This window comes from Pseudomonas sp. B20(2017) (assembly GCF_002113125.1).
Lineage (GTDB): Bacteria > Pseudomonadota > Gammaproteobacteria > Pseudomonadales > Pseudomonadaceae > Aquipseudomonas.
In genome coordinates this window covers 174538-200670 of record NZ_NEJP01000011.1, presented here as the reverse complement: position 1 = coordinate 200670, position 26133 = coordinate 174538, and the positions used below count along the sequence as shown (strand labels likewise).

The 26133-nt window shown below is 59.9% G+C and carries 20 protein-coding genes; 12 read left to right on the top strand and 8 right to left on the bottom strand.

Features of this window, described 5'->3' with window-relative positions; all coding sequences use genetic code 11:
- Positions 1-475 precede the first annotated feature (475 nt).
- From fadB to CAF63_RS17655, 6 genes are all read left to right on the top strand, one after another.
- Positions 476-2623: a fatty acid oxidation complex subunit alpha FadB gene (gene fadB, locus CAF63_RS17680; RefSeq protein WP_085686830.1), complete on the top strand. Its 2148-nt coding sequence runs from the start codon at positions 476-478 to the stop codon at positions 2621-2623.
- Between the two features lie 29 nt (positions 2624-2652).
- Positions 2653-3828, top strand: a complete 1176-nt coding sequence (gene fadA, locus CAF63_RS17675; RefSeq protein ID WP_007953060.1) for an acetyl-CoA C-acyltransferase FadA — start codon at positions 2653-2655, stop codon at positions 3826-3828.
- 99 nt (positions 3829-3927) lie between these two features.
- Complete coding sequence (locus CAF63_RS17670; RefSeq protein WP_007953059.1) at positions 3928-4164, top strand: DUF1653 domain-containing protein; 237 nt, start codon at positions 3928-3930, stop codon at positions 4162-4164.
- 114 nt (positions 4165-4278) lie between these two features.
- Positions 4279-6909 (top strand): type I DNA topoisomerase, encoded by a 2631-nt coding sequence (gene topA, locus CAF63_RS17665; protein WP_085686828.1) that lies wholly within the window; start codon positions 4279-4281, stop codon positions 6907-6909.
- 171 nt (positions 6910-7080) lie between these two features.
- Positions 7081-7605 carry a DUF6586 family protein gene (locus tag CAF63_RS17660; protein WP_085686826.1) on the top strand — a complete coding sequence of 175 codons (525 nt, stop codon included), beginning with the start codon at positions 7081-7083 and terminating at the stop codon, positions 7603-7605.
- Positions 7606-7711: 106 nt separating this feature from the next.
- Positions 7712-7945 carry a hypothetical protein gene (locus CAF63_RS17655; protein WP_007953047.1) on the top strand — a complete coding sequence of 78 codons (234 nt, stop codon included), beginning with the start codon at positions 7712-7714 and terminating at the stop codon, positions 7943-7945.
- A gap of 86 nt (positions 7946-8031) precedes the next feature.
- Here the strand turns inward: CAF63_RS17655 and sulA are convergent, their stop codons facing one another.
- Together sulA and lexA are read right to left on the bottom strand one after the other, a co-directional pair.
- A complete protein-coding gene (gene sulA / locus CAF63_RS17650) occupies positions 8032-8505 on the bottom strand; it encodes an SOS-induced cell division inhibitor SulA (protein ID WP_085686824.1) in 474 nt (157 codons plus the stop codon).
- Between the two features lie 10 nt (positions 8506-8515).
- Positions 8516-9124 (bottom strand): transcriptional repressor LexA, encoded by a 609-nt coding sequence (lexA, locus tag CAF63_RS17645; protein ID WP_007953044.1) that lies wholly within the window; start codon positions 9122-9124, stop codon positions 8516-8518.
- A gap of 230 nt (positions 9125-9354) precedes the next feature.
- Between lexA and CAF63_RS17640 the strand changes: the two genes are divergently transcribed.
- From CAF63_RS17640 to CAF63_RS17630, 3 genes are all read left to right on the top strand, one after another.
- Positions 9355-10062 carry a TetR/AcrR family transcriptional regulator gene (locus CAF63_RS17640; RefSeq protein ID WP_085686822.1) on the top strand — a complete coding sequence of 236 codons (708 nt, stop codon included), beginning with the start codon at positions 9355-9357 and terminating at the stop codon, positions 10060-10062.
- Positions 10063-10220: 158 nt separating this feature from the next.
- On the top strand, positions 10221-11231 hold the full coding sequence (nagZ, locus tag CAF63_RS17635; RefSeq protein ID WP_085686820.1) for a beta-N-acetylhexosaminidase: 1011 nt from the start codon (positions 10221-10223) through the stop codon (positions 11229-11231).
- Between the two features lie 13 nt (positions 11232-11244).
- Positions 11245-11982: an S-methyl-5'-thioinosine phosphorylase gene (locus CAF63_RS17630; protein WP_007953033.1), complete on the top strand. Its 738-nt coding sequence runs from the start codon at positions 11245-11247 to the stop codon at positions 11980-11982.
- 115 nt (positions 11983-12097) lie between these two features.
- Here the strand turns inward: CAF63_RS17630 and CAF63_RS17625 are convergent, their stop codons facing one another.
- The 3 genes from CAF63_RS17625 to mfd are packed head-to-tail and all read right to left on the bottom strand — an operon-like array spanning position 12098 to position 18826.
- A complete protein-coding gene (locus CAF63_RS17625; protein WP_085686818.1) occupies positions 12098-14788 on the bottom strand; it encodes a DEAD/DEAH box helicase in 2691 nt (896 codons plus the stop codon).
- Positions 14789-14799: 11 nt separating this feature from the next.
- Complete coding sequence (locus CAF63_RS17620) at positions 14800-15366, bottom strand: CsiV family protein (protein ID WP_007953029.1); 567 nt, start codon at positions 15364-15366, stop codon at positions 14800-14802.
- A gap of 10 nt (positions 15367-15376) precedes the next feature.
- Positions 15377-18826 (bottom strand): transcription-repair coupling factor, encoded by a 3450-nt coding sequence (mfd, locus tag CAF63_RS17615; RefSeq protein WP_085686816.1) that lies wholly within the window; start codon positions 18824-18826, stop codon positions 15377-15379.
- A gap of 354 nt (positions 18827-19180) precedes the next feature.
- On the opposite strand from mfd, the gene CAF63_RS17610 reads away from it, so the two are divergent.
- Positions 19181-20644, top strand: a complete 1464-nt coding sequence (locus tag CAF63_RS17610) for a glyceraldehyde-3-phosphate dehydrogenase (RefSeq protein WP_085686814.1) — start codon at positions 19181-19183, stop codon at positions 20642-20644.
- Positions 20645-20709: 65 nt separating this feature from the next.
- On the opposite strand, the gene CAF63_RS17605 is transcribed toward CAF63_RS17610, so the two are convergent.
- Positions 20710-22002 carry an MFS transporter gene (locus CAF63_RS17605; RefSeq protein WP_085654378.1) on the bottom strand — a complete coding sequence of 431 codons (1293 nt, stop codon included), beginning with the start codon at positions 22000-22002 and terminating at the stop codon, positions 20710-20712.
- A 53-nt stretch (positions 22003-22055) separates the two neighbouring features.
- Between CAF63_RS17605 and CAF63_RS17600 the strand changes: the two genes are divergently transcribed.
- Complete coding sequence (locus CAF63_RS17600; protein WP_085686812.1) at positions 22056-23105, top strand: FAD:protein FMN transferase; 1050 nt, start codon at positions 22056-22058, stop codon at positions 23103-23105.
- A 197-nt stretch (positions 23106-23302) separates the two neighbouring features.
- The gene (gene sthA / locus CAF63_RS17595) at positions 23303-24697 is read left to right on the top strand and encodes a Si-specific NAD(P)(+) transhydrogenase (RefSeq protein ID WP_065260713.1); all 1395 of its coding nucleotides are present in this window, start codon (positions 23303-23305) and stop codon (positions 24695-24697) included.
- 42 nt (positions 24698-24739) lie between these two features.
- On the opposite strand, the gene CAF63_RS17590 is transcribed toward sthA, so the two are convergent.
- Positions 24740-25462, bottom strand: coding sequence for a glycerophosphodiester phosphodiesterase family protein (locus tag CAF63_RS17590; RefSeq protein WP_085686810.1), 723 nt, complete (start codon positions 25460-25462; stop codon positions 24740-24742).
- 17 nt (positions 25463-25479) lie between these two features.
- Positions 25480-26061: a PilZ domain-containing protein gene (locus CAF63_RS17585; RefSeq protein WP_085686807.1), complete on the bottom strand. Its 582-nt coding sequence runs from the start codon at positions 26059-26061 to the stop codon at positions 25480-25482.
- Between the last annotated feature and the right edge of the window lie 72 nt (positions 26062-26133).

Below are 26133 nucleotides of genomic sequence, written 5' to 3'. Positions count from 1 at the left end.
TGATTCATCGGGCGGGGTTGGCCAGGCAGGCCGGAAATTCTTTTTGGCGTTGAATCGGAGTCATCCGGTCAGCAAGCGTGTGCCTGTTTTCCTTCGTAGTCCAGCCAGCGTAGCCTGTTAAACAAGGCTTGCGGTGAATTAGGGCGACTTTTCTAACTATTAATCTTATGAATGCCCTCACATGCAAGCGTGTGTGGCCGGGCTGCGTCCTACAGAAATGACCGCAAAGTCGCATTTCAACCCGTATTTAGGGCGATTGACAATTGTCGGAAATTCCGTGAAGGTGGCGTACCCAAATCAAACGGGCGTATGAATTGAGCGTTTGTATTGCAGACTGCTCCTACAGAATCCCGACTATCGCGTTGGCGGGTGTGCCGGGTGGATGGGTGTCAGCATCGACGAAAAAACGTCCTGCCGAGCCATTTGCCTGCGTCCGACGTGTACTGTTCAGCTTCCATATCGTGGAGATCAGTTGATGATTTACGAAGGTAAAGCCATCACGGTTAAAGCTCTTGAAAGTGGCATCGTCGAATTGAAATTCGACCTCAAGGGTGAGTCCGTCAACAAGTTCAACCGTCTTACCCTGAACGAACTGCGTCAGGCCGTAGACACCATCAAGGCAGATGCTTCGATCAAGGGCGTGATCGTCAGCAGTGGCAAGGACGTGTTCATCGTCGGCGCCGACATCACCGAATTTGTCGACAACTTCAAGCTGCCGGATGCCGAGCTGGTTGCTGGCAATCTCGAAGCCAACAAGATCTTCAGCGATTTCGAAGACCTCAACGTTCCGACCGTTGCCGCGATCAACGGCATCGCCCTGGGTGGTGGTCTGGAAATGTGCCTGGCCGCGGACTACCGCGTCATGTCGACCAAGGCCAAGATCGGCCTGCCGGAAGTCAAGCTGGGCATCTACCCGGGCTTCGGCGGTACCGTGCGTCTGCCGCGCCTGATCGGCGCCGACAACGCCATCGAGTGGATTGCCGCCGGCAAGGAAAACCGTCCTGAAGACGCGCTGAAAGTCGGCGCCGTCGATGCCGTGGTTGCTCCCGAGAAACTGCAGGATGCCGCCCTTGAGCTGATCAAGCGCGCCGTCTCCGGCGAGTTCGACTACAAGGCCAAGCGCCAGCCGAAACTGGAAAAGCTCAAGCTGAACGCCATTGAGCAAATGATGGCTTTCGAAACCGCCAAAGGTTTCGTGGCTGGCCAGGCTGGCCCGAACTATCCGGCCCCGGTCGAAGCGATCAAGACCATTCAGAAAGCCGCGAACTTCGGTCGTGACAAGGCGCTGGAAGTTGAAGCCGCAGGTTTCGTGAAGCTGGCCAAGACCTCTGCCGCGCAGAGCTTGATCGGTCTGTTCCTGAACGATCAGGAACTGAAGAAAAAGGCCAAGGCCTACGACGAAATCGCCAAGGACGTGAAGCAGGCTGCCGTACTGGGCGCCGGCATCATGGGTGGCGGTATCGCCTATCAGTCGGCTTCCAAAGGGACGCCGATCCTGATGAAGGACATCAACGAGCACGGCATCGAGCAAGGTCTGGCTGAAGCCGCCAAGCTGCTGGTCGGTCGCGTTGATAAAGGCCGCATGACCGCCGCGAAAATGGCTGAAGTGCTCAACGGCATTCGTCCGACCCTGTCCTACGGTGATTTCGGTCACGTCGACCTGGTCGTTGAGGCCGTGGTCGAGAACCCGAAAGTCAAGCAAGCCGTTCTGGCGGAAGTCGAAGACAAGGTCAAAGAGGACACCATCCTCGCGTCCAACACCTCGACCATTTCCATCAGCCTGCTGGCCAAGGCCCTCAAGCGTCCGGAAAACTTCGTCGGCATGCACTTCTTCAACCCGGTGCACATGATGCCGCTGGTGGAAGTGATCCGCGGCGAGAAGTCCAGCGAGCAGGCGATTGCCACCACCGTTGCCTACGCCAAGAAAATGGGCAAGAACCCGATCGTCGTCAACGACTGCCCGGGCTTCCTGGTCAACCGCGTACTCTTCCCGTACTTCGGCGGTTTCGCCAAGCTGGTCAGCGCCGGTGTGGACTTCGTCCGTATCGACAAGATCATGGAAAAATTCGGCTGGCCGATGGGCCCAGCGTACCTGATGGACGTGGTCGGCATCGACACCGGTCACCATGGTCGTGACGTGATGGCCGAAGGCTTCCCGGATCGCATGAAGGACGACCGTCGTTCGGCCATCGACGTGCTTTACGAAGCCAAGCGTCTGGGCCAAAAGAACGGCAAGGGCTTCTATGCCTACGAGGCCGACAAGAAGGGCAAGCAGAAGAAAGTCGCCGATCCGTCGGTACTGGAAGTGCTCAAGCCGATCGTCTACGAGCAACGTGAAGTCACCGACGAAGACATCATCAACTGGATGATGATCCCGCTGTGCCTGGAAACCGTGCGTAGCCTGGAGGACGGCATCGTCGAAACCGCCGCCGAAGCCGACATGGGTCTGGTCTACGGTATTGGTTTCCCTCCATTCCGTGGCGGTGCGCTGCGCTACATCGACTCGATCGGTGTTGCCGAGTTCGTTGCCCTGGCCGACCAGTACGCTGATTTGGGCGCGCTGTACCACCCGACCGCGAAGCTGCGCGAAATGGCCAAGAACGGCCAGAGCTTCTTCGGTTAAGCGCCCCCAACTAGAGTGAGAGTGAACTTATGAGCTTGAATCCTAGAGACGTCGTGATTGTCGACTTCGGTCGTACTCCGATGGGCCGCTCCAAGGGCGGCATGCACCGCAACACCCGCGCCGAAGACATGTCGGCGCACCTGATCAGCAAACTGCTGGAACGCAACACCAAGGTCGATCCTGCCGAAGTCGAGGACGTGATCTGGGGCTGTGTGAACCAGACCCTGGAACAAGGCTGGAACATCGCGCGCATGGCGTCGCTGATGACCCAGATCCCGCACACCTCGGCCGGCCAGACTGTCAGCCGTCTGTGCGGCTCGTCGATGAGCGCGCTGCACACTGCTGCGCAAGCGATCATGACCGGCAACGGTGACGTGTTCGTGGTTGGCGGCGTCGAGCATATGGGTCACGTAAGCATGATGCACGGTGTCGATCCGAACCCGCACATGTCCCTGTACGCGGCGAAAGCCTCGGGCATGATGGGCCTGACCGCTGAAATGCTGGGCAAAATGCACGGCATCACTCGCGAACAGCAGGACGCCTTTGGCGTGCGTTCCCACCAGTTGGCCCACAAGGCGACTGTGGAAGGCAAGTTCAAGGACGAAATCATCCCGATGCAGGGTTACGACGAGAACGGTTTCCTGAAAACCTTCGACTACGACGAAACCATTCGTCCGGAAACCACCCTGGAAAGTCTGGCGGCTCTGAAGCCGGCGTTCAATCCAAAGGGCGGCACCGTGACTGCCGGTACTTCGTCGCAGATCACCGATGGTGCTTCGTGCATGATCGTGATGTCGGCACAGCGTGCGCAGGACCTGGGCATCCAGCCATTGGCGGTGATTCGCTCGATGGCGGTAGCGGGTGTGGACCCGGCCATCATGGGCTATGGTCCGGTACCGGCTACTCAGAAAGCACTGAAACGTGCGGGCCTGGGTATCAACGATATCGACTTCTTCGAGCTCAACGAAGCGTTCGCCGCACAGGCCTTGCCAGTGCTGAAAGACCTGAAAGTGCTCGACAAGATGAATGAGAAGGTTAACCTGCATGGCGGCGCGATCGCCTTGGGTCACCCGTTCGGTTGCTCCGGTGCCCGTATTTCCGGCACCTTGCTGAACGTGATGAAGCAGAATGGCGGCACCTTCGGGGTGGCCACCATGTGCATTGGCCTCGGCCAAGGCATCTCCACCGTCTTCGAACGCGTTTAAGCGTCTCGTCGATGGAAGCCGGGGCCAAGTGCCCCGGTTTTTGTTTTTGCGGATTTATTTTTGTTTTTATTTTGAAAAAATTTGAGTGAGGGCCGAAGCATGCCGATACAACCTGGGCTCTACCAACATTACAAAGGTCCGCAGTACCGCGTATTCAGCGTCGCGCGGCATTCCGAGACCGAAGAAGAAGTGGTCTTTTACCAAGCCCTGTATGGCGATTACGGCTTCTGGGTACGTCCCTTGAGCATGTTCCTGGAGTCCGTCGAGGTTGACGGGGAGCAGGTCCCACGCTTTGCTTTGGTGCAAGCCGAACCGAGCCTTTTTTCGAAGCCGTAAGGCGAGTGCGCGCAAAACCCTGCGCTTGACCTCACCTTGTAGCCACTATATATAGCGGTGCCGCGTCAGGCGCCAACCGCCTTTCACTTCTAGAATTCAGGAATTTTCTGATCCATGGGCAAATCGCTGGTCATTGTGGAATCCCCGGCTAAGGCCAAGACCATCAACAAGTATCTGGGCAACCAATACGTGGTGAAGTCGAGTATCGGCCATATCCGAGACCTGCCCACCAGCGGTTCGGCTAGCGCCAGCAAGGAGCCTGCCGCCAAGCGCGGCAAGGCTGCTGCGGGCGAAGCGCCAGCGCTGTCGCCGAAAGAGAAGGCGCGCAAGCAGTTGGTCTCGCGCATGGGTGTCGATCCCGAGCATGGCTGGAAAGCCAAGTACGAGATCCTCCCGGGCAAGGAAAAGGTCATCGAAGAGCTGCGCCGGCTCGCCAAGGATGCTGACACCATCTATCTCGCAACCGACTTGGATCGCGAGGGGGAAGCCATTGCCTGGCACCTGCGCGAAGCCATCGGTGGTGACGACAGCCGCTACAAGCGCGTGGTGTTCAACGAAATCACCAAGAAGGCGATTCAGGAAGCCTTCTCGGAGCCGGGCGAACTCGACATCGATCGAGTGAACGCCCAGCAGGCCCGTCGTTTCCTCGATCGCGTCGTTGGCTACATGGTCTCGCCGCTGCTGTGGGCCAAGATCGCCCGTGGCCTGTCCGCTGGTCGCGTGCAATCGGTTGCCGTAAAACTGGTGGTCGAGCGTGAGCGTGAAATCCGCGCGTTCAACCCGGAAGAGTACTGGGAAGTGCATGCCGACCTCGGCACCGCCAAAGGCTCGACCGTGCGTTTCGAAGTGGCTCGCGAGAAAGGCGAAGCCTTCAAGCCGCTGAATGAAGCGCAGGCGACGGCCGCGCTGGAGAAGCTCAAATCCTCCAGCTACAGCATCGTCAAGCGTGAAGACAAACCGACCAGCAGCAAGCCGTCGGCACCGTTCATCACCTCCACACTGCAACAGGCCGCGAGTAACCGCCTGGGCTTCGGTGTGAAGAAAACCATGATGATGGCCCAGCGTCTCTACGAAGCCGGCTACATCACTTATATGCGTACCGACTCGACCAATCTCTCGGCTGATGCCGTGGCGATGGCGCGCGATTACATCGAAACCGAATTCGGCAAGAAGTACCTGCCGGAGTCGCCGAACGTCTACAGCAGCAAGGAAGGCGCACAAGAGGCTCACGAAGCGATTCGTCCTTCCGACGCCAACACCACGCCAGCCAAGCTGGCCGGCATGGAACGCGACGCTGAGCGCCTCTACGAGCTGATCTGGCGCCAGTTCCTGGCTTGCCAGATGCTGCCGGCGCAATACCTGTCGACCACGGTCAGCGTCGCTGCCGGCGACTTCGAGCTGCGCGCCAAGGGGCGCATCCTGAAGTTCGACGGTTACACCCGCGTGCTGCCGCAAATCACCAAGCCTGGCGACGATGACGTTCTGCCGGACATGGCGCAGGGCGACGTGATGAAGCTGATCAAGCTCGATCCGTCCCAGCACTTCACCAAGCCGCCGGCCCGTTATTCGGAAGCCAGCCTGGTGAAGGAAATGGAAAAGCGCGGCATCGGTCGTCCTTCGACTTACGCAGCGATCATCTCGACCATTCAGGATCGCGGATACGTGACCCTGCACAACCGTCGTTTCTATTCGGAAAAGATGGGCGACATCGTTACTGAGCGTCTGTCGGAAAGCTTCTCGAATCTCATGGACTACGGCTTCACCGCCGGCATGGAAGAGAATCTCGATGACGTGGCCCAGGGTGAACGCGACTGGAAAAACGTGCTGGACGAGTTCTACGGCGACTTCAAGAAAAAACTTGAAGTGGCGGAGAATCCGGAAGCCGGCATGCGTGCCAACCAGCCGGTAATGACCGACATTCCTTGCACCACCTGCGGCCGTCCGATGCAGATTCGTACTGCATCGACCGGTGTATTCCTCGGCTGCTCGGGTTACAGCCTGCCGCCGAAAGAACGCTGCAAGGCCACCGTCAACCTGGTGCCGGGCGATGAAATCGCGGCGGACGACGAGGGCGAGTCGGAATCCCTGGTACTGCGCGGCAAGCATCGCTGCCCGATCTGCAGCACAGCGATGGACGCCTACCTGCTCGACGAGAAGCGCAAGCTGCACATTTGCGGTAACAACCCTGATTGCGCCGGCTACGAGATCGAAGAAGGCAGCTATCGCATCAAGGGCTACGAAGGTCCGAGCCTGGAATGCGACAAGTGCGGCAGCGAGATGCAGCTCAAGACCGGCCGTTTCGGCAAGTTCTTCGGTTGCACCAACCCGACGTGCAAAAACACCCGCAAACTGCTGAAAAGCGGTGACGCGGCGCCGCCGAAGATGGATCCGGTGAAGATGCCTGAGCTGAAATGCGAAAAGGTCAACGACACCTACATCCTGCGAGACGGTGCGTCCGGTCTGTTCCTGGCGGCCAGCCAGTTCCCGAAAAACCGCGAGACCCGTGCTCCGCTGGTGATCGAGATTCTGCCGCACAAGGACGAGATCGATCCGAAGTACCACTTCCTGTGTGAAGCGCCGCAGAAGGATCCGGATGGCCTGCCAGCCGTGATTCGCTACAGCCGCAAGACGAAGGAGCAATACGTTCAGACCGAAGTCGACGGCAAGCCGACTGGCTGGAAAGCGTTCTATGACGGTGGCAAGTGGGCGGTCGAAGACAAGCGTCCGGCGAAAGCCAAGGCTTGAGCAATCGCTGATCTGAAGGTGCCCTGACTGAGCATCTTCAATACAAAAGGCCGCATGACAACCTTAGGGTTTTCATGCGGCCTTTTTGTTTAATGCTTGCGGTCGGATCGGCTGATCCATGACACTGTCCGGCCTGTGTGAAGCAATTATTTCGTTGTGGAGAGTGCCGACATGGCCCACGAGCTCTATACCCGTACCAATCAGAAGATCTATTTCGCGGGTTTGTCGCTGGAAGCGCTGGCCAGGGCTGAAGAGGGGAGGGCGATGAACTCTCTGGCGCTGATTCAGGCCGGGCGCGAATCCGCACTGTTTCATCTCTACGGTGCGTTATTGGGGCTGTGTCATGAAATCGCCGGGTTCTATCGTCTGCCGCAAGCCAATGCGTCGCGAGCGGAAGCCCTGCTGACCCGCGAAGTGCTGGAGTCGATTGCCATTCCGGAGCTGGCGGAGATGATTGAGCTGGCGGGTAATCCGGAGACCTGGCTGTCTAAGTTGCTGGCTGCGCACTCGGCGTTGTTTCAGCCGCCGCGGGTGCCACACAAGCCGAAGGGCGATGTAACGCAACCGTTGATTCAAGCCGTGAATCTGGATGAAGAAGAGGTGGTTGAAGAGCTGAGCCGCGAAGAGCTCGAGAGCTGGCGGAAGAACCTCAAGGGCCTGGCGATCCGTTTCCGTGAAGGCTTGAACGAGTGCTGAGGAGCTGTGGACTGGCGGCGACGAGAGGCGTGCTGCTGGTCAAGATCCCGAGCGAAGCCTGAATGATGTCTATATAATCCCTGCCTTTCGTGGAGAACAGACCTATATGCCAACGTCCTTTCTAGAAATTGTCGAGCTACCAGACGGCCGAATCGAACTGCGCAGGGCCGAGGACGAGGGTTCTCTGGTGACTCTGGATTTCTCCGAGGATGCCAAGGCGTTTCTGCAGGGTCAGCACGTTGAAATTGCCAAGGCGATGTTGAGCGTCGGCGTGCAAATGGCGGGGCGTATGGTTGAAGGCGAATTCGATAAGGATGAGGGGCCGCGGGTTCTTCATTGATCCGCTGTCTGTCAGTTACTGCTCCAGATCGGCTTCTCTATCCCTGGAGAAGCCCTGCGCTTTACATGGCGCGCATTGTTGCTGAATCACCCCAAACGAATGTTCAGGCTTTGAGCGTCCCCGGTACGGGCGGCGCTGATCAGCTGTTGTCGCGACCCTGTGCTCAGTGGATTCAGCCACGTGACGACTGTGTGGCTGCGACCCAGGCGTAATGCTTCACAGGCCAGTTGCTGAGCGCTTTGAGCGCCGCGCGGTTGTAACAGCAGGATGCGTTCGCGATTCAATCCGGCATCCCGCAGCCAGGTCTGGGTCAAGCTGGCAGGCGGTGCAATCAGGGTCAGCCAGCGTGCGTCCTGATCGTCGCTCAGTTCGCGAAGAATCGGGGCCAGCAGGTTCAGGCAGTTCCCGGCCGCGCCGCGCAGTGAAAGCTCGCTGAACGCTTCGGGTTCGGTATTCCACGGGCGTTCGACGACATCCTTGAGGATGGGGGCGAGCGGTTGCGCCAGAAACGCTTCGAACAACGGCAGTTGTGTTTGCTGAGGTGCGTGTGGGAACTGCATAAAGCCTCCTTTAGCGGCGGATGACGCCGACACTCAAGCCTTCGATAACCAGTTCTTGGTCTTTCAGGTTGACTTCGATAGGGGCGAACTCGGGGTTTTCGGCAATCAGCCAGACTTTGCTGCCGTCACGCTTGAAGCGTTTGACGGTGACTTCGTCGCCGATCCGCGCAACCACGATCTGACCGTTGCGTGCCTCACGGGTGGTGTGAACCGCCAGCAGGTCGCCGTCGAAAATACCGATGTCCTTCATGCTCATGCCGTGGACGCGCAACAGATAGTCGGCGCGCGGATGAAAGAAGGCTGGGTTGATGTTGCAGGACTCTTCGATGTGTTGCTGAGCGAGAATCGGCGCGCCAGCAGCCACTCGACCGATGATCGGCAGGGTGGATTCATCGACCTTGGCTTCGAAGCCAGGGATGCGAATGCCGCGAGAAGCGCCGGGAGTCATCTCGATCGCGCCTTTGCGGGCGAGCGCCTTGAGGTGCTCTTCGGCCGCGTTGGGCGATTTGAAACCCAGTTCCTGAGCGATTTCCGCACGGGTCGGCGGGTAACCGTTGTCTTCGAGGCAGCGTTTGATAAAGGCCAGAATCTCGGCTTGGCGTGGCGTCAGCTTAAGCATATTGATCGCTCTGTCTTTTTATACAGTGACTGGGATTATATACAGTGAAGCGGTCTTGGCAATGATCGTTTTTTGCCATGCCGCCGGACGGTCAGTGACGACGTTGATTAATGTGGCGTCCTTGTTGTGGTTAAATAACTGACCGACCATTCCCAAAACGAACTGGCAGGCTTGACAAGGCATAGGCTGAAACGTATGTTTCAAACAAGTGTTTGTCAGGCGGAGTAGCCATGGCCCAGTCGGAAACCGTTGAACGCATTCTTGATGCTGCAGAACAGCTGTTCGCGGAAAAAGGTTTCGCTGAAACCTCATTGCGTCTGATCACCAGCAAGGCAGGGGTCAACCTCGCTGCGGTGAACTATCACTTCGGCTCGAAGAAGGCGCTGATCCAGGCGGTTTTCTCGCGCTTCCTCGGTCCGTTCTGCATCAGCCTCGACAAAGAGCTGGAGCGCCGCCAGGCCAAACCAGAGAACAAGCCTTCGCTCGAAGAGCTGCTGGAAATCCTCGTCGAACAAGCGCTGGTGGTTCAGCCACGCAGCGGCAATGATCTGTCGATCTTCATGCGTCTGCTCGGTCTGGCATTCAGTCAGAGTCAAGGCCACTTGCGTCGGTATCTGGAAGACATGTACGGCAAGGTTTTCCGTCGCTACATGTTGCTGGTAAACGAAGCTGCCCCGCGTATTCCTCCGATCGAACTGTTCTGGCGTGTGCACTTCATGCTCGGTGCAGCAGCATTCAGCATGTCCGGGATAAAGGCCTTGCGCGCGATTGCCGAGACCGATTTCGGCGTCAACACTTCCATCGAGCAGGTGATGCGTCTGATGGTGCCGTTCCTGGCCGCCGGCATGCGGGCCGAAACCGGTGTCACTGACACTGCAATGGCTACCGCGCAGTTACGACCACGCAGCAAGTCCGCGCCGACACCTGCCAAGGTTTAACCGTCCATGGGTGGGCGCGACAGCTGACATCCGCTAAGCTAGCCGCCCATGTCGACTCTCGTCCTGAACCCGTTTCTCATTGAAATCACCTATCCGCCGGGCCTTGCCTCTGGCGGTGATTTCGTGGAAGACGGGTTTTTCGTTTTCAAGGAATCTCTATGACTGCTGGCCTGCAAGGCTCGTTGATGGTGGACGTCGCCGGTACTTGGCTGACGGCCGAAGATCGCCAATTGTTGCGCCAGCCCGAAGTGGGCGGCTTGATCATTTTTGCCCGCAATATCGAGCATCCGCGCCAGGTGCGCGAGCTGAGCGCGGCGATCCGTGCCATTCGTCCGGACTTGCTATTGGCGGTGGATCAGGAAGGCGGTCGCGTCCAGCGTCTGCGTCAGGGCTTCATACGCCTGCCGGCCATGCGCGCCATCGCTGACAATCCAAATGCCGAATACCTGGCCGAGCAATGCGGCTGGATCATGGCTACTGAGGTTCTGGCGGTTGGCCTCGACTTGAGCTTCGCGCCGGTGCTGGATCTGGATTACCAGCGCAGCGCCGTCGTCGGCACCCGTTCGTTCGAAGGCGATCCGGAGCGCGCCGCACTGCTCGCCGGTGCGTTTATAAAAGGCATGAACAACGCCGGCATGGCCGCCACCGGCAAGCATTTTCCCGGCCATGGCTGGGCGGAAGCCGATTCCCACGTCGCAATCCCCAACGACGAGCGCAGTCTTGAAGAGATCCGCGCCAACGACCTCGTGCCGTTCGCCAGGCTCAGCAAGCATTTGGCCGCCGTCATGCCGGCCCACGTTATTTATCCGCAAGTCGACGCACAGCCCGCAGGTTTCTCCCGGCGCTGGCTGCAGGACATCCTGCGCGGTGAGTTGCAGTTCGACGGCGTGATCTTCAGCGATGACCTGTCGATGGCCGGCGCGCATGTAGTGGGCGACGCCGCCAGTCGTATCGAAGCGGCACTCAGTGCCGGTTGCGACATGGGCTTGGTGTGCAACGACCGCGCGGCCGCTGAGCTGGCCCTGAGCGCCGCGCAGCGCATGAAGGTCAAGCCGTCGCCGCGTATCGCGCGCATGCGCGGTCAGGCGTTCGCCAACACCGAATACCGTCAGGATCCGCGCTGGCTGACCGCTGTCGGTGCGCTCAAAGACGCTCAACTGATCGATTAAGGATTTTTTCGCTATGACGGTTTACGCAATCATCGGCGGCACTGGCCTGACCCAGCTGGAAGGCCTGAGCATTCGTCAGTCGCTGGCGGTGGATACGCCTTATGGCGCGCCATCGGCCGAGGTCCAGATTGGCGAATACGCCGGCAAGGAAGTGCTGTTTCTCGCTCGCCACGGTCACCCGCATCGCTTCCCGCCGCACAAGGTCAACTACCGCGCCAACCTGTGGGCGTTGAAGCAGGCCGGGGCCGAAGCGATCATCGCGGTCAACGCCGTGGGCGGGATTCATCCTGCAATGGGCACCGGACATTTCTGCGTGCCGCATCAGATCGTGGACTACACCAGCGGCCGCGAGCACACCTATTTCGCCGATGACCTGGAGCATGTCACACACATCGACTTCAGCTTTCCCTACAGCGAACCGCTGCGTCAGCAACTGATTGCTGCATTGGCCGCCGAAGGTTGCGAGTACAGCGATCAGGGCGTTTACGCCTGCACCCAGGGCCCGCGCCTGGAAACCGTGGCCGAGATCGTGCGTCTGGAGCGTGACGGCTGCGACATCGTCGGCATGACCGGCATGCCGGAAGCGGCGCTGGCCCGCGAGCTGGATCTGGATTACGCCTGCCTGTCGCTGGTGGTGAATCCGGCGGCGGGCAAGACCACTGAGGTGATCACCATGGCCGAGATCGAGCAGGCGTTGCACGATGGCATGGGCAAGGTGAAGTCGACGTTGGCGCGGGTGCTCAAGGGCTGAGTCTGGCGTCAGATCCGGCCGACTCATTCGCGAGCAAGCTCGCTCCCACAGGATTTACGCAAGTCCTGTGGGAGCGAGCTTGCTCGCGATGGCTTTCCTGCTGACGCTGAGAATCTCAGCGCTTTTCAAACTTGTCCGGCAACGGCGCAAACAGCGCCTCGATATCATCACTCTGCAATTTCCAGTCCCCGGCCTTGCGCCCATCCAGCACACCGGCCGCCAGGTCGGACTTTTCCTTCTGCAGATGCTGAATCTTCTCCTCGACCGTGCCCCGGGCAATCATCTTGTAGACGAACACTGGCTTTTCCTGACCAATGCGATACGCGCGGTCGGTTGCCTGATTCTCGGTCGCCGGGTTCCACCACGGATCGTAGTGAATCACCGTATCCGCTTCCGTCAGGTTCAAGCCCACACCACCAGCCTTCAGGCTGATGAGAAAGATCTGACGCTTGCCGCTCTGGAATTCCTTCACAGGCGTTCGCCGATCCCGGGTCTGTCCCGTCAGTAGCGCATAGGCGACATTGCGTTTTTTCAGCTCGTCCTCGATCAGTGACAGCATTGAAGTGAATTGCGAAAACAGCAGAATCCGCCGGCCTTCCTCAAACAACTCCTCGAGCATTTCCATCAGGCTGTCGAGCTTGCCCGAGGTGCTGCCGCGAGCGGGCAGGGTGGCGTCGTTGACCAGGCGCAAATCGCAGCAGACCTGCCGCAGCTTGAGCAGTGCTTCCAGAATGATGATCTGACTGCGCGCCACACCTTTGCGGGTGATCTCGTCGCGAACCTTCTTGTCCATGGCCAGACGCATGGTTTCGTACACGTCGCGCTGGGCCTCGTTGAGGTCGACCCAGTGGATGATCTCGGTTTTCGGCGGCAGCTCGGTCGCAACCTGCTCCTTGGTGCGGCGCAGCAGGAACGGTTTGATCCGACCGTTGAGGTGCTGAAGTCTGACTTCGCTCGCGCGTTTTTCAATCGGCACGCGGTAATCGGCGTTGAAGCTTTTGACGTCGCCGAGCCAGCCGGGCAGCAGGAAGTGAAACAGCGACCACAGCTCGCCCAGGTGATTTTCCAGCGGCGTCCCGCTCAGGCACAGGCGCTGACGAGCATTGAGTTCACGGGCAGCCTGGGCGGCTTTGCTGTTCGGGTTCTTGATGTACTGCGCCTCATCCAGCACCAGCACGTGCAGTGGCTGCCGGGCCAGACGTTCGACATCCTTGGGCAGCAGCGCATAAGTGGTGAGGATCAAGTCATATTCGGCCAGATGCTCGAAATGCTTTTTACGGCTGGCACCGTACAGGGCGACAACCTTGAGCTGTGGCGTGAAGTGCGCCGCTTCATCGAGCCAGTTGGGAATCAGGCTGGTAGGCATCACCACCATGCACGGCCGATCCAGACGCCCGGCGTTCTTCTCGCTGAGAATGTGCGCCAAAGTCTGTAGGGTTTTGCCCAGTCCCATGTCGTCCGCGAGAATCCCGCCGACTTCAAGTTGCCTCAGCGACTGCATCCAGCTCAAGCCTTCGAGCTGATAAGGACGCAGCGTCGCATTCAGTCCCTTCGGTGCTTTGGCGCCGTAATCGCGGATGTCACGCAAGCGTTGGGCGAAGCTGCGAATCTGCTCGCCACCTTCCCAGAGCAGGGGAATCCCTTCCAGCGAATTCAAGCGCGTGGCGTCAGCCTTGCTCAGGCGCAGGGTGGTTTCGCCTGGCTCCTGCAAATAGAACTCGCCGAGGGTCGCCAGCACCGGTTTCAGCCGGCCGAGGGGCAGGGCGACTTGCAGCGGCCCATGCTCGCTGTTGCGTTGCGGGATGTTCACCAGAATCAGTTCATCGTCGCGGCGGCGGGCGAGACGTTCCGGGTTGAGGATTTCCGTGTGCGAGCGCATCAGATTGAGCAGGATCGGCAGCAGGCTCAGGCGCTCGCCGTTGACGATGATCCCCAGCTCCAGATCGAACCAGTCGCGTTCAGGCGTCTGCTCGACGGTGGCGTACCAATCGTCGACGGCGGTCAGGTCGAAACCGAACTCATCGTCGACCAGCAGCTCCCAGCCTTGGGTGCGCAGCTTCGGCAGATCGTTGAGGGTGAAGGTCAGCCAGGCGCTGTCGTTGACCATCTCGTAGAGCTCGCCGGCGCTTTCCGGCAGGGCCTTGCTCTGCCGGGTGGCGATGCGGAAGCCGAGAATTCGCAGTTGCTCGCGATAGCTTTGTTCGACGTCCGGGTGGCGTTTGACCCGCAGGGTCTGGGCTTCCTGGCGAATCAGGATGTCGCTGTTCTTCTGACCGCTGACGTATTCGTCGAGGTAACTGAAGGACAGCGCCGCACGATGCTGGATGTAGCGCTGCATCTTGCCGTTGCGCGGTTCGAAGGCGCTGAACTCGACACTCGCCAGCCACAGGCGCGGCACTGGTTGCACGTTGTCCACCAGCACTTGCGGTGGCGCCTTCGGGCTGCGGTTTTCCAGCACGGCCTGGAGTTTTTCCAGCAGTTCGGCGTCTTTGGCAGCGGCGGGGTATTCGAGGGTTTCCTGCACTTGCAGCAACACCGCTGCGCAATGTTTGCAGTTGCTGTGAACCGGGCAGGTGCAGGTGGCGTCGACCATCAGCAGCGTGCCTTTGGCTGACTCGCGCAGGTGAATCGTCTGACGGTAGACGTTACCACCAGAGCCTTCGCAGCTGGCAGTAATGGTCGCATCGCCGACCTGCACGATCCGCACCCGGTTTTCCAGGGCGTAGCGGCGGCCACGCTCCAGGCTTTGTTCCTTGAACCGGCTGACCCAGGAGGAGGCCAGCGGTTTACTCAGTGGCGGGGGCATAAGGACTTCGATCAGTCCGGAACGACTTCAGGCGCTTCCCGAGGCGCGGGCGCCGTCAGTGAAGTGATCTTGATCAGCAGGGCCAGGTGGCCGTTGTCGAGGTAGTTGAGTTGGCCGTTCTTGGTGTGGCTGTCCTGTTTCAGGCGCTCGCTGGCGGTGACCATGCCGTTGGCGTCGATCTGGTTGACCCAGAAGTCGGCGTTCACGTCGGTGAAGCGCCCTAGCTTCATTTCAATCGTGCCTTCAATCGGGAACTGGCCGAACTGCTCCTGACCTTCGCTGACCGCAACTTTGGCTGGTGTCTCACCCAGTGTCTGCTGCCAGGCTTTGTGCATCAGCACGCTGTACTCGCCGCTGGCGGTGAGTTTGGTCACGACATCGTTCAGCGCCGGGGTGCGTTTGCTGTCATCGCCCAGGCGTTGGGCGCCGGCCGCCCAGTCTTCCGGTGCGGCACGGCTGACAATCGCCGGCACGGCGTTCTGGCGTACCAGAATCATTTCGACCTGATACAGGTCATCGGCAAACGCCGTAGGTGCCACCAGAGTCAGTAGCAAAGTCAGAGAGCGAAACAGGCGCATGCGGCGTCCTTCAAGCAGTTTTCGGGATGAGGCGCTCGAACAGCGCCTCCACAGTATTAAAGCGTTCTTCCGGGCGCTCCATCGGCACCTGGAACTTGAACATCGTGGCGCCTTCGAATTTGTAGCGTTTTGGCTGACTCTGGATCAGTTTGATCAGGGTCATCGGGTCGACCGGCGTCTGCGCCGCGAACTCGATGCGCCCACCTTGCGGGCCGCCATCGACTTTCTTGATGCCCAGTTGCTCGGCCTGCAATTTCAGCGCCGTGATGCGCACCAGATTCTTGGTCGGCTCCGGCAGCAGACCGAAGCGGTCGATCATCTCGACTTGCAGGTCCTTCAGGCCTTCCTCGTCGGTGGCCGAAGCGATTCGTTTGTAGAGGATCAGGCGTGCATGCACGTCCGGCAGATAATCTTCCGGAATCAGCGCCGGCACCCGCAGGTTGACCTCCGGACCGCCGCCGAGCGGCTGGTCGAGGTTCGGTTGTTCGCCCTTGCGGATCGATTTCACCGCGCGCTCGAGCATTTCCATATAAAGCGTGAAGCCCACGGCCTGAATCTGTCCGCTCTGGCCGTCGCCCAGCAGCTCGCCGGCACCACGGATTTCCAGGTCGTTGGTGGCCAGCACGAAGCCCGCACCCAGATCCTGAGTATTGGCAATCGCCTCCAGACGCTTTTCCGCATCGCCGGTGATCTGTTGACGTGGCGGGGTCAGAAGGTAGGCGTAAGCCTGGTGGTGACTGCGGCCAACACGGCCGCGCAACTGGTGCAGCTGCGCCAGGCCAAATTTGTCGGCGCGCTCGATGATGATGGTGTTGGCGCTCGGCACGTCGATGCCGGTCTCGATGATGGTCGAGGCGATCAGCACGTTGAAGCGCTTGTGGTAGAAGTCGCTCATCACCTGTTCGAGTTCGCGTTCGCGCATCTGCCCGTGGCCGATGCCGATCCGCGCTTCCGGCACCAGTTCGGCCAGTTCGGCGGCGCACTTCTCGATGGTCTTCACGTCGTTGTGCAGGTAATAGACCTGACCGCCGCGCAGCAGCTCACGCAGCAAGGCTTCTTTGACCGTGCTCTTGTTCTGCTCCATGACGAAGGTGCGCACCGAGAGGCGTCGCGCCGGCGGCGTGGCGATGATCGACAGGTCACGCATGCCCGACACCGCCATGTTCAGCGTGCGCGGAATCGGCGTGGCGGTCAGCGTAAGGATGTCGACTTCGCTGCGCAGGGCCTTGAGCTGTTCCTTCTGACGGACACCAAAGCGGTGCTCTTCGTCGATGATCACCAGCCCGAGGTTTTTGATCTTGACGTCGTCCTGCAGCAACTTGTGGGTGCCGATGACGATGTCGATATTGCCTTCGGCCAGTTCGGCCACCGCAGCGTTCACTTCCTTGGCCGACTTGAAGCGGCTCATCACTTCCACGGTCACCGGCCAGTCGGCGAAGCGGTCGCGGAAGCTGTTGTAATGCTGCTGGGCGAGCAGGGTGGTCGGCACCAGAATCGCCACCTGCTTGCCACCGTGCACGGCGATGAACGCGGCGCGCATGGCCACTTCGGTCTTGCCGAAGCCGACGTCGCCGCAGACCAGTCGGTCCATCGGTTTCGGCGCGAGCATGTCTTCGCGCACGGCTTCGATGGTGGATTGCTGGTCCGGGGTTTCTTCGAACGGGAAACCGGCGCTGAAGGTCGCGTAATCTGCCTTCGGATCGGCAAACGCATAACCTTCGCGGGCGGCGCGGCGGGCGTAGATGTCGAGCAATTCGGCAGCCACGTCGCGCACTTGCTCGGCGGCCTTGCGCTTGGCTTTCTGCCAGGTCTCGGAGCCGAGGCGGTGCAGCGGGGCCAGCGCATCGTCGCTACCGGTGTAGCGGGCGATCAAATGCAGGTTGGCCACCGGCACGTAGAGCTTGGCGTTCTCGGCGTATTCGAGAGTCAGGAATTCGGCGGCCTGATTGTCGATTTCCAGAATCGTCAGGCCGAGATAGCGACCGACGCCGTGGTCGATGTGTACCACCGGCGCGCCTTCGCGCAATTCGGTGAGGTTCTTGATCACTGCATCGTTGTTGGCGTCGGCGCGTTTTTCGCGGCGGCGACGCTGCATCACCCGCTGGCCGAACAGCGGACTCTCCGCAACCAGTGCCAGCGCCGGGTCGTCCAGCATCAGGCCTTCGTCGAGCGGGGCGATGGTGATCGCCAGGCGATCCTTGCTAGCGACAAAGTCCGGCCAGCTGTCGACGGTTTTCGGTCGCAGCTTCAGGCGATCCAGCAACTCCAGCAGCACTTCGCGACGGCCCGCGGATTCGGCGGTGAACAGCACGCGACCCGGGAACTCGTCGAGAAAGGCCGAAAGCGCGGCCAGCGGCTGGGTAGCCTTGGCTTCGATCGCCAGATTCGGCAAGGCCTGCGCCGGAAAGCGCTCGCGGCCGGCGCCGGATTCAACGTCCTGCTGGCTGGCGACCACGCGCGGCCAGTTCTTCAGGCGGGCGAAGCAATCTTCCACCGGCAGGAACAGTTCGGCGGGCGGCAACAAAGGACGCGATGGGTCGACGCGGCGCTCTTCATAACGATTGCGTACGTCGTTCCAGAAATTTTCCGCCGCTTGCTCGATGCCTGGCAGCGAGAACACTTGAGTGTCCTGCGGCAAGTAATCGAACAGGGTCGAGGTTTCTTCGAAGAACAGCGGCAGGTAGTACTCGATGCCGGCCGGCGTGATGCCGCTGCTCAGGTCCTGGAAGATCGGGCTGCGACGGAAGTCGACGTCGAAACGCTCGCGAAAGCGTGCCTTGAAGCGAGTGACCGCTTCTTTCTGCAGCGGGAATTCCTTGGCTGGCAGCAGCTTGACCGAATCGACCTTGTCGATGGAACGCTGGGTTTCCGGATCGAAGGTGCGCAGGGTTTCGATTTCATCGTCGAACAGGTCGATGCGATACGGCAGTTTGCTGCCCATCGGGAACAAATCGATCAGTGCACCACGTACGGTGAACTCGCCGTGCTCGTAGACCGTGTCGACGTAGCGATAGCCGCTGGCTTCAAGCCGCGAGCGCATTTGCTCGACATCGAGCTTCTGCCCGACATCCAGCACCAGACTGCTGCCGAGAAGGAATTTGGTCGGCGCCAGACGATGCAGGGCGGTGGTGATCGGCACCACCAGAACGCCATGTTCCAGTTCAGGCAGTCTATAAAGGCTGGCAATGCGCTGGGAGATGATGTCCTGGTGCGGCGAGAACAGGTCGTAGGGCAGGGTTTCCCAGTCGGGGAAATGCAGTACCGGCAAATCCGGGGCGAAGAAGCTCAGCTCCTGCTCCAGCCGTTCGGCACTCTGGCTGTCGGCGGTCAAAAGCAGCGTGAAGCGCTTGGCAGCGCTGGCAGCCTCGGCAATCGCCAGGCTCAGGGCGGCACCGGGGAGGTTGCCCCAGTGCTGTTTACCTGCCGCGGCAGGGAGAAGCGGTAGACGCAGAACAGGCACGGAAGGTTGAGCTCCAGGCGTTGCGACAAAGTCGGTAATTGTAGCGGCGTCCGGTGCCGCCTGTCAGTTGCAGGATGCGTCTATCTGCGCTGTTTGGGAAAAATGTAGTGGTAACCATAAAAACCAGCGCTTTTTTTACGGTTATGTAGTGCCAAAAGTCGGAGGTGTTACGGAGGGTTACAGACATCGTCTAACAGTCGTCGAAAAACTGACTGCGCTGGAAGCCCCGGTTTTGCTGGGCTGGCGCAGAGCGTTATTTTTTTGGACGGGATTTTGTTACCGATTGCGCGACAGGCGCGCATTGCTACGAGAGGTTCTCGGCGGCATAATGTAGCCCCTTTTTTCTGCCCCTACATGTGGAAGGTTACCGTGACTCAGAAGCCCGACCAGTGTCTTGGTGAATGGATCGACCGTGAAGCACTCGCAGAAGCGATGATTCCGCTTATCGGTCAGCTCTACCGCAACAACAACGTGGTGAGCTCGATCTATGGCCGCAGCCTGATCAACCAGTCTGTCATCGCGATTCTCAAAGCCCACCGCTTTGCTCGCCACCGCTCTTCCGACGACAGCGAACTCTCCGTCCACGAAACATTCCCTCTTCTCAAGGCCATGAGCGAGCTGAAGCTCGGCGCGGCTTCGGTGGATATGGGCAAGTTGGCGTTCAAGTTCCGCGCTGAAGGCAATGGCCGCACCGCTGAACAATTCGTTCGCGAAGAACTGGCCGATGTCGTTGGTCAGCAGAACGCTTCGGCGCGTAAAGGCACTGACGTCGTGCTGTACGGCTTCGGTCGTATCGGCCGTCTGCTGGCGCGCATCCTGATCGAAAAAACCGGTGGTGGCGACGGCTTGCGTCTGCGCGCCATCGTGGTACGCAAGGGCTCTGAAAACGACCTGGTCAAGCGTGCCAGCCTGCTGCGTCGTGATTCGGTTCACGGCCCGTTCGATGGCACTATCACCATCGACGAAGAAAACAACACCATCACCGCCAACGGCAACCTGATCCAGGTGATCTACGCCAAGAGCCCGAGCGAAGTCGACTATACCCAGTACGGCATCGAGAACGCTCTGATCGTGGACAACACCGGTGTGTGGCGTGACGCCGACGGTCTGGGTCAGCACCTGGCCTGCCCAGGCGCTGCCCGCGTGATTCTCACCGCACCGGGCAAGGGCGCGCTGAAGAACATCGTTCACGGCATCAACCACGGCGACATCACTGCTGACGACAAGATCATCTCGGCGGCGTCCTGCACCACCAACGCCATCGTGCCGGTGCTCAAGGCTGTCAACGACCAGTACGGCATCGTCAACGGCCACGTTGAAACCGTTCACTCGTTCACCAACGACCAGAACCTGATCGACAACTTCCACAAGGGCAGCCGTCGTGGCCGCGCCGCGCCGCTGAACATGGTAATCACCGAGACCGGTGCCGCCACTGCCGCTGCCAAGGCGCTGCCAGTGCTCAAGGGCAAGCTGACCGGCAACGCGATTCGCGTACCTACGCCGAACGTGTCGATGGCCATTTTGAACCTGAACCTGGAAAAGGCCACCACTCGCGAAGAAATCAACGAGTACCTGCGCCAGATGGCCATGCACTCGGATTTGCACAAGCAGATCGACTACGTCAGCTCGCAGGAAGTGGTTTCCACTGACTTCGTGGGCTCGCGTCACGCCGGTGTCGTGGATGCCGAAGCAACCATTACCCAGGATAACCGCGTTGTTCTGTACGTCTGGTACGACAACGAGTTCGGTTACAGCTGCCAGGTGGTTCGCGTGATGGAAGACATGGCCGGTGTAAACCCGCCAGCGTTCCCACGCTAAACCTCAGCTGCAAATGAAAACGCCCCGACTCTGGTCGGGGCGTTTTTGTTTGTGCGCGATTTGGCTCAGCGGGGGATGGCGGCTTGTGCCGTGCGCAGTTCGTGCCGGTTGCCACGGAACAGCACCAGCGTGGCGATCAGACCCAACACGGCTGCGCCGCTGAGCCAGATCCCCGGCGCCGCCTTGTTGTCCAGTACATGGATCAGATAAGTGCAGGCCGCCGGCGTAAAACCACCGAAGGTCGCGGTCGCGAGGCTGTAGGCCAGCGAGAAACCGGTCGTGCGAACTTCCACCGGCATGATCTCGGTAAGCGCCACCACCATCGCCCCGTTGTACGAGCCGTACAGGAACGACAACCACAACTCGACGATCAGCAAATGGCTGAAGCTCGGGTTCGCCACCAGCCACGACAACGCCGGATAAGCAGTCAGGATCGCCAGAATCGTCGCCGCCAGCAGTAGGGGTTTACGCCCGACCTTGTCCGACACCGCGCCCATCACCGGCAGCCAGAAGAAATTAGACAGGCCGATGCAAACGGTCACCAGCAATGCATCGAAGTCCGACAGGTGCAGTTCCGCCTTGCCGAACGTTGGCGTGTAGGCAGTGATCAAGTAGAACGACACCGTCGTCATGACCACCAACGCCATGCCAGCGATGACGATGCCAAAGTTCTGACCGATCGAGCGGACGATTTCCTGCAGGGTAGGGCGATGTTTGCGTGCCTGGAACTCCGGGGTTTCCTCCAGCGAGCGACGGATGACGAAAATCACCGGGACGATCATGCAGCCGATCAGGAACGGCACGCGCCAGCCCCATTCGCCCATCTGTTCCGGGCTCAGCCAGTGGTTGAGGCCGACACCGAGCAGGCCGGCGAATACCACCGCTGCTTGCTGGCTGGCGGACTGCCAACTGACGAAAAAGCCCTTGCGGCCCGGCGTGGCGATTTCCGCCAGGTACACCGACACACCGCCAAGTTCCACGCCGGCCGAGAAGCCTTGCAGCAGTCGACCGAACAGCACGATCAGCGGCGCGGCGACCCCAAGGGTGGCGTAGCCCGGCACGCAGGCAATCAGCACGGTGCCGGCCGCCATCAGGGCCAACGTGATGATCAGGCCCTGGCGCCGGCCATGCCGGTCGATGTAGGCACCGAGAAAAATCGCCCCCAGCGGGCGCATCAGAAAGCCCGCGCCGAACGTGGCCAGAGAAAGCATCAAGGAGGCGAAAGCGCTGTCGGTGGGAAAGAAGGTCTTGGCAATGGCCGTGGCGTAGAAGCCGTAGACCATGAAGTCGAACATCTCGAGAAAGTTGCCGCTGACAACGCGAAAAATCGCCTTGCCTTTGCCGGTCGTGGAGGACATGGGTAGGTACTCACTCTAAATCTTGTAAGAAAGCGTTGCGCTCGTAGCCCATAATGGCCGGCGCGGTTTTGCGGGGAGATGAAGAATTGTTAACTGGACGGTGGCGGATTCTCGTGATGCTGGTCGCGGTTTTGTCTGGCTGTGGCAACGGCGATTCTCTCGAGACTTTCGGTGGCCCGACGATGGGCAGCACTTATTCGATCAAGTATGTGCGCCACGCCAATCTGCCTGCGCCGCAGGAGGTGCGTGTCGAAGTGGAAAAAATCCTCGCGGACGTCGACCGGCAGATGTCGACTTACCGCGCGGATTCTGACATCTCGCGCTTCAATGCATTGCCGGCTGATCGCTGTCAGGTCATGCCCGCTCCGATCCTTGAATTGATCCGCGTGGGTGAGCAGCTGTCGCAACAAAGCGAAGGTTCCTACGACCTCACGGTAGAACCGCTGATGAATCTATGGGGCTTCGGCCCGCAAGGGCGTGAAGAAAAGATCCCGGATGCGGCGGCGCTGGCCGAAGTGCGGCAGCGGGTCGGCCATCAACACCTGCGCATCGACGGCGACCAATTGTGTAAGGACGCGGCGGTCGAGGTGGATTTCAACAGCATCGCCGCCGGTTACGCGGTTGACACCATTGCCGCACGGCTCGGGGCCCTGGGCATTGATGATTACCTTGCCGAAGCCACCGGCGAGCTCAAAGCATCCGGCAAGAAGCCCGACGGTTCGCCATGGCGTATCGCACTGGAAGAGCCTCGCGACGATCAACAGATGGCAGAGCTCGTCATCAATGTCGATGGCTACGGTCTGTCAACGTCCGGCGACTACCGCAACTATTTTCAGCAGGATGGCCGGCGCTATTCCCACACCTTCGATGCTAGGACCGGTGCGCCGGTCCTACACGATCTGGCGTCAGTCACGGTAATTCATCCTTCAGCGCTGATGGCCGATGGACTATCGACGCTGTTGCTGATTCTCGGACCTGAAAGGGCCTGGGACTATGCCGAAAAACACGACATTGGTGCATTCTTTGTGATTCGTGCCGATACAGGTTTCGTCACACGCACCAGTCACGCTTTCGAACGGCTCAATGGCGCAAAAGTTGACTGAGAACAGTACGAAAGCTGGCGTTGTAGTGCAGGCAAAAGTAGCCTACGACGCGACCAAGGGTTAATGTGCGCGGCGTTGACGCTTCTATAGACTGTGTCCGGGTTTTCTACTGGCCCCCAATTGTTCCTTCGCGCCGTCGTTCGGCGTGATTTAGCCGCCGGTGCTGCTGGCACCGCGGCCTGTTCTGAGGAGTACGCATGGCTGTCTACAACTACGACGTGGTGGTGCTGGGTTCCGGCCCGGCGGGAGAAGGCGCGGCAATGAACGCCGCCAAAGCAGGGCGCAAGGTGGCGATGGTCGACAGCCGTCGTCAGGTCGGCGGCAACTGCACCCACCTGGGCACCATCCCGTCCAAGGCCCTGCGTCACTCGGTGCGGCAGATCATGCAGTTCAACACCAACCCGATGTTCCGTGCGATCGGCGAGCCACGCTGGTTCTCCTTCCCGGACGTGTTGAAAAGCGCCGAAAAAGTCATCTCCAAACAAGTCGCTTCGCGTACCGGCTACTACGCCCGTAACCGCGTCGACGTGTTCTTCGGCACCGGCAGCTTCGCCGACGAGCAAACCATCGAAGTGGTCTGCGCCAACGGCGTGGTCGAGAAACTGGTGGCCAAGCACATCATCATCGCCACCGGTTCGCGTCCTTATCGCCCGGCGGACATCGATTTCCACCACCCGCGTATCTACGATAGCGACACCATCCTCAGCCTCGGCCACACCCCGCGCAAACTGATCGTTTACGGCGCCGGCGTGATCGGCTGTGAATACGCTTCGATCTTCAGCGGTCTGGGCGTGCTGGTCGAACTGGTGGACAACCGCGGTCAGTTGCTGAGCTTCCTCGACTCGGAAATCTCCCAGGCGTTGAGCTACCACTTCAGCAACAACAACATCACCGTGCGTCACAACGAAGAATATGACCGCGTCGAAGGCGTGGACAACGGCGTGATCCTGCACCTGAAGTCCGGCAAGAAGATCAAGGCCGACGCCTTGCTCTGGTGCAACGGCCGTACCGGCAACACCGATCAGTTGGGTCTGGAAAACATCGGGGTCAAGGTCAACAGCCGTGGCCAGATCGAAGTCGACGAGAACTACCGCACCTGCGTGCAGAACATCTACGGCGCTGGTGACGTGATCGGCTGGCCGAGCCTGGCCAGTGCTGCCCACGACCAGGGTCGTTCGGCTGCGGGCAGCATCGTCGACAATGGCAGCTGGCGTTTCGTGAATGACGTGCCGACCGGCATCTACACCATTCCGGAAATCAGCTCGATCGGCAAGAACGAGCAGGAACTGACCCAGGCCAAAGTGCCGTACGAAGTGGGCAAGGCATTCTTCAAGAGCATGGCGCGTGCACAGATCGCCGGCGAGCCACAAGGCATGCTGAAGATCCTGTTCCACCGTGAAACCCTGCAAGTTCTGGGCGTTCACTGCTTCGGTTATCAGGCGTCGGAGATCGTGCACATCGGTCAGGCGATCATGAACCAGCCGGGCGAGCTGAATACCCTGAAGTACTTCGTCAACACGACGTTCAACTACCCGACCATGGCCGAAGCCTATCGGGTAGCGGCGTACGACGGCCTCAACCGGCTTTTTTGACGGGCTCCGGCCGGTGGCCTGAGCCGGCCGGGGAGACCGATTTCAGCAATTCCCGAGGGTGGCAGTGGCCAAACCGGGAAAGTCTGTAATCAGGCTGTCAACGCCGAAGTCGGCGAGTCTGCGCATCAGCGCAGGCTCGTTGACGGTCCACACCGACACATGCAGCCCCTGACGCTGCGCCTTTTGCAGGCGTTCCGGCGTGCACAGGGTCCAGTTCAACGCCAGAATCTCGCAGCCGTAACTTTGCGCGACCTTCAACGGGTCGAGCCAGGCGTATTCGGCCACCAGGCCGCGTGACACGTCGGGCACCAGATCCAGCGCAGCCTTCAATACTTCCCGGGAGCTCGAGGTGATCGTCACCTTGTCGAGCAGTCCGTGCCTGACCGCCATTTCACGGATCGCCAGCACGGTGGTCGCGGCGCGGGTGCGCGAAGCGCTTTTGACTTCCAGCTGCCAGTGCTCGAAATCGCATTTTTCGAACAGTTCTTCCAGCGTCGGAATCGGGCACGGCTTGATCCAGCCCGGACCGCCCTTGCGCGCGTCGTAGGTCACCAGATCGGCGGCGGTATGCTCGACCACCTTGCCGCGCCGGTCGGTGGTGCGCTTGAGGGTCGGATCGTGGATGACCATCAACTCGCCGTCTTTGGACAGGTGCAGGTCCAGCTCGCAGCGGCGTACGCCGTGCTTGAGACATTCCTGAAAACTGGTCAGGGTGTTTTCCGGTGCTTCGCCCTTGGCGCCGCGGTGGCCGTAGATAAGGGTCACGGTTCTTCCTTAATGATTTAGAGGCCTGATTCGTTCTGTTCGCGGGCCAGACGTCGTTCCTGTGCCTGCTTCTGCAAGATATAGCGGGCGAGCAACTGGCGCTGGGCGTCGGTCAAGTGTTCAAACTCGGTGCCGACGTCATAGCCGTCGCCCTTGCGGTCGCAATGGGTGACGCGGGCGCGCAGCAGCAAGCCGTGGGCCTGAGGCATCAGGACCATTTTCACCGACAGGCGTGCACCCGTGGCAATCGGGGTTGGATGCTGGAAGTCGACCCCGCCTTCGGAAATGATCACCGGTTGCGGCTCGCCGATCTGCCCAAGCGCGGTCAGGGCGATGACTTGACTAAGCAGGTCGATACGCTTGTTCTGGGATTTCAGGAACGCAGCGATGGCGCGGTCGCGCTCATTGATCTGGCGCAGCAAGTGCTGCGACTCGAATTCGCTCAGATGCAGTTCGCTGAGCACGTTGAATAGTGGGGAAGCATCCTGCAACACTTCCTGGCCTGCGGCTTCAGCAGCCGACAGGGGCCGAATTTCCAGTGCGATCGAATCCTCGATACGGTAGTATTCGCGGCGATCTTCTTCATCTAATGTCGACATGGCGAACCCATGGTAGCGGCGGTGGTCTGAGTGTAAAGCTGGTTATCGACCCCCGCCACAAGGACGTTCCTT

Coding starts and splice junctions, on each gene's coding strand:
- topA (WP_085686828.1), top strand. CDS start 4,279: ATGGGCAAATCGCTGGTCATTGTGGAATCCCCGGCTAAGGCCAAGACC.
- CAF63_RS17655 (WP_007953047.1), top strand. CDS start 7,712: ATGCCAACGTCCTTTCTAGAAATTGTCGAGCTACCAGACGGCCGAATC.
- CAF63_RS17670 (WP_007953059.1), top strand. CDS start 3,928: ATGCCGATACAACCTGGGCTCTACCAACATTACAAAGGTCCGCAGTAC.
- nagZ (WP_085686820.1), top strand. CDS start 10,221: ATGACTGCTGGCCTGCAAGGCTCGTTGATGGTGGACGTCGCCGGTACT.
- CAF63_RS17630 (WP_007953033.1), top strand. CDS start 11,245: ATGACGGTTTACGCAATCATCGGCGGCACTGGCCTGACCCAGCTGGAA.
- fadB (WP_085686830.1), top strand. CDS start 476: ATGATTTACGAAGGTAAAGCCATCACGGTTAAAGCTCTTGAAAGTGGC.
- CAF63_RS17625 (WP_085686818.1), bottom strand. CDS start 14,788: ATGCCCCCGCCACTGAGTAAACCGCTGGCCTCCTCCTGGGTCAGCCGG.
- fadA (WP_007953060.1), top strand. CDS start 2,653: ATGAGCTTGAATCCTAGAGACGTCGTGATTGTCGACTTCGGTCGTACT.
- CAF63_RS17605 (WP_085654378.1), bottom strand. CDS start 22,002: ATGTCCTCCACGACCGGCAAAGGCAAGGCGATTTTTCGCGTTGTCAGC.
- CAF63_RS17610 (WP_085686814.1), top strand. CDS start 19,181: ATGTGGAAGGTTACCGTGACTCAGAAGCCCGACCAGTGTCTTGGTGAA.
- lexA (WP_007953044.1), bottom strand. CDS start 9,124: ATGCTTAAGCTGACGCCACGCCAAGCCGAGATTCTGGCCTTTATCAAA.
- CAF63_RS17585 (WP_085686807.1), bottom strand. CDS start 26,061: ATGTCGACATTAGATGAAGAAGATCGCCGCGAATACTACCGTATCGAG.
- CAF63_RS17640 (WP_085686822.1), top strand. CDS start 9,355: ATGGCCCAGTCGGAAACCGTTGAACGCATTCTTGATGCTGCAGAACAG.
- CAF63_RS17620 (WP_007953029.1), bottom strand. CDS start 15,366: ATGCGCCTGTTTCGCTCTCTGACTTTGCTACTGACTCTGGTGGCACCT.
- sthA (WP_065260713.1), top strand. CDS start 23,303: ATGGCTGTCTACAACTACGACGTGGTGGTGCTGGGTTCCGGCCCGGCG.
- CAF63_RS17600 (WP_085686812.1), top strand. CDS start 22,056: ATGGCCGGCGCGGTTTTGCGGGGAGATGAAGAATTGTTAACTGGACGG.
- CAF63_RS17660 (WP_085686826.1), top strand. CDS start 7,081: ATGGCCCACGAGCTCTATACCCGTACCAATCAGAAGATCTATTTCGCG.
- sulA (WP_085686824.1), bottom strand. CDS start 8,505: ATGCAGTTCCCACACGCACCTCAGCAAACACAACTGCCGTTGTTCGAA.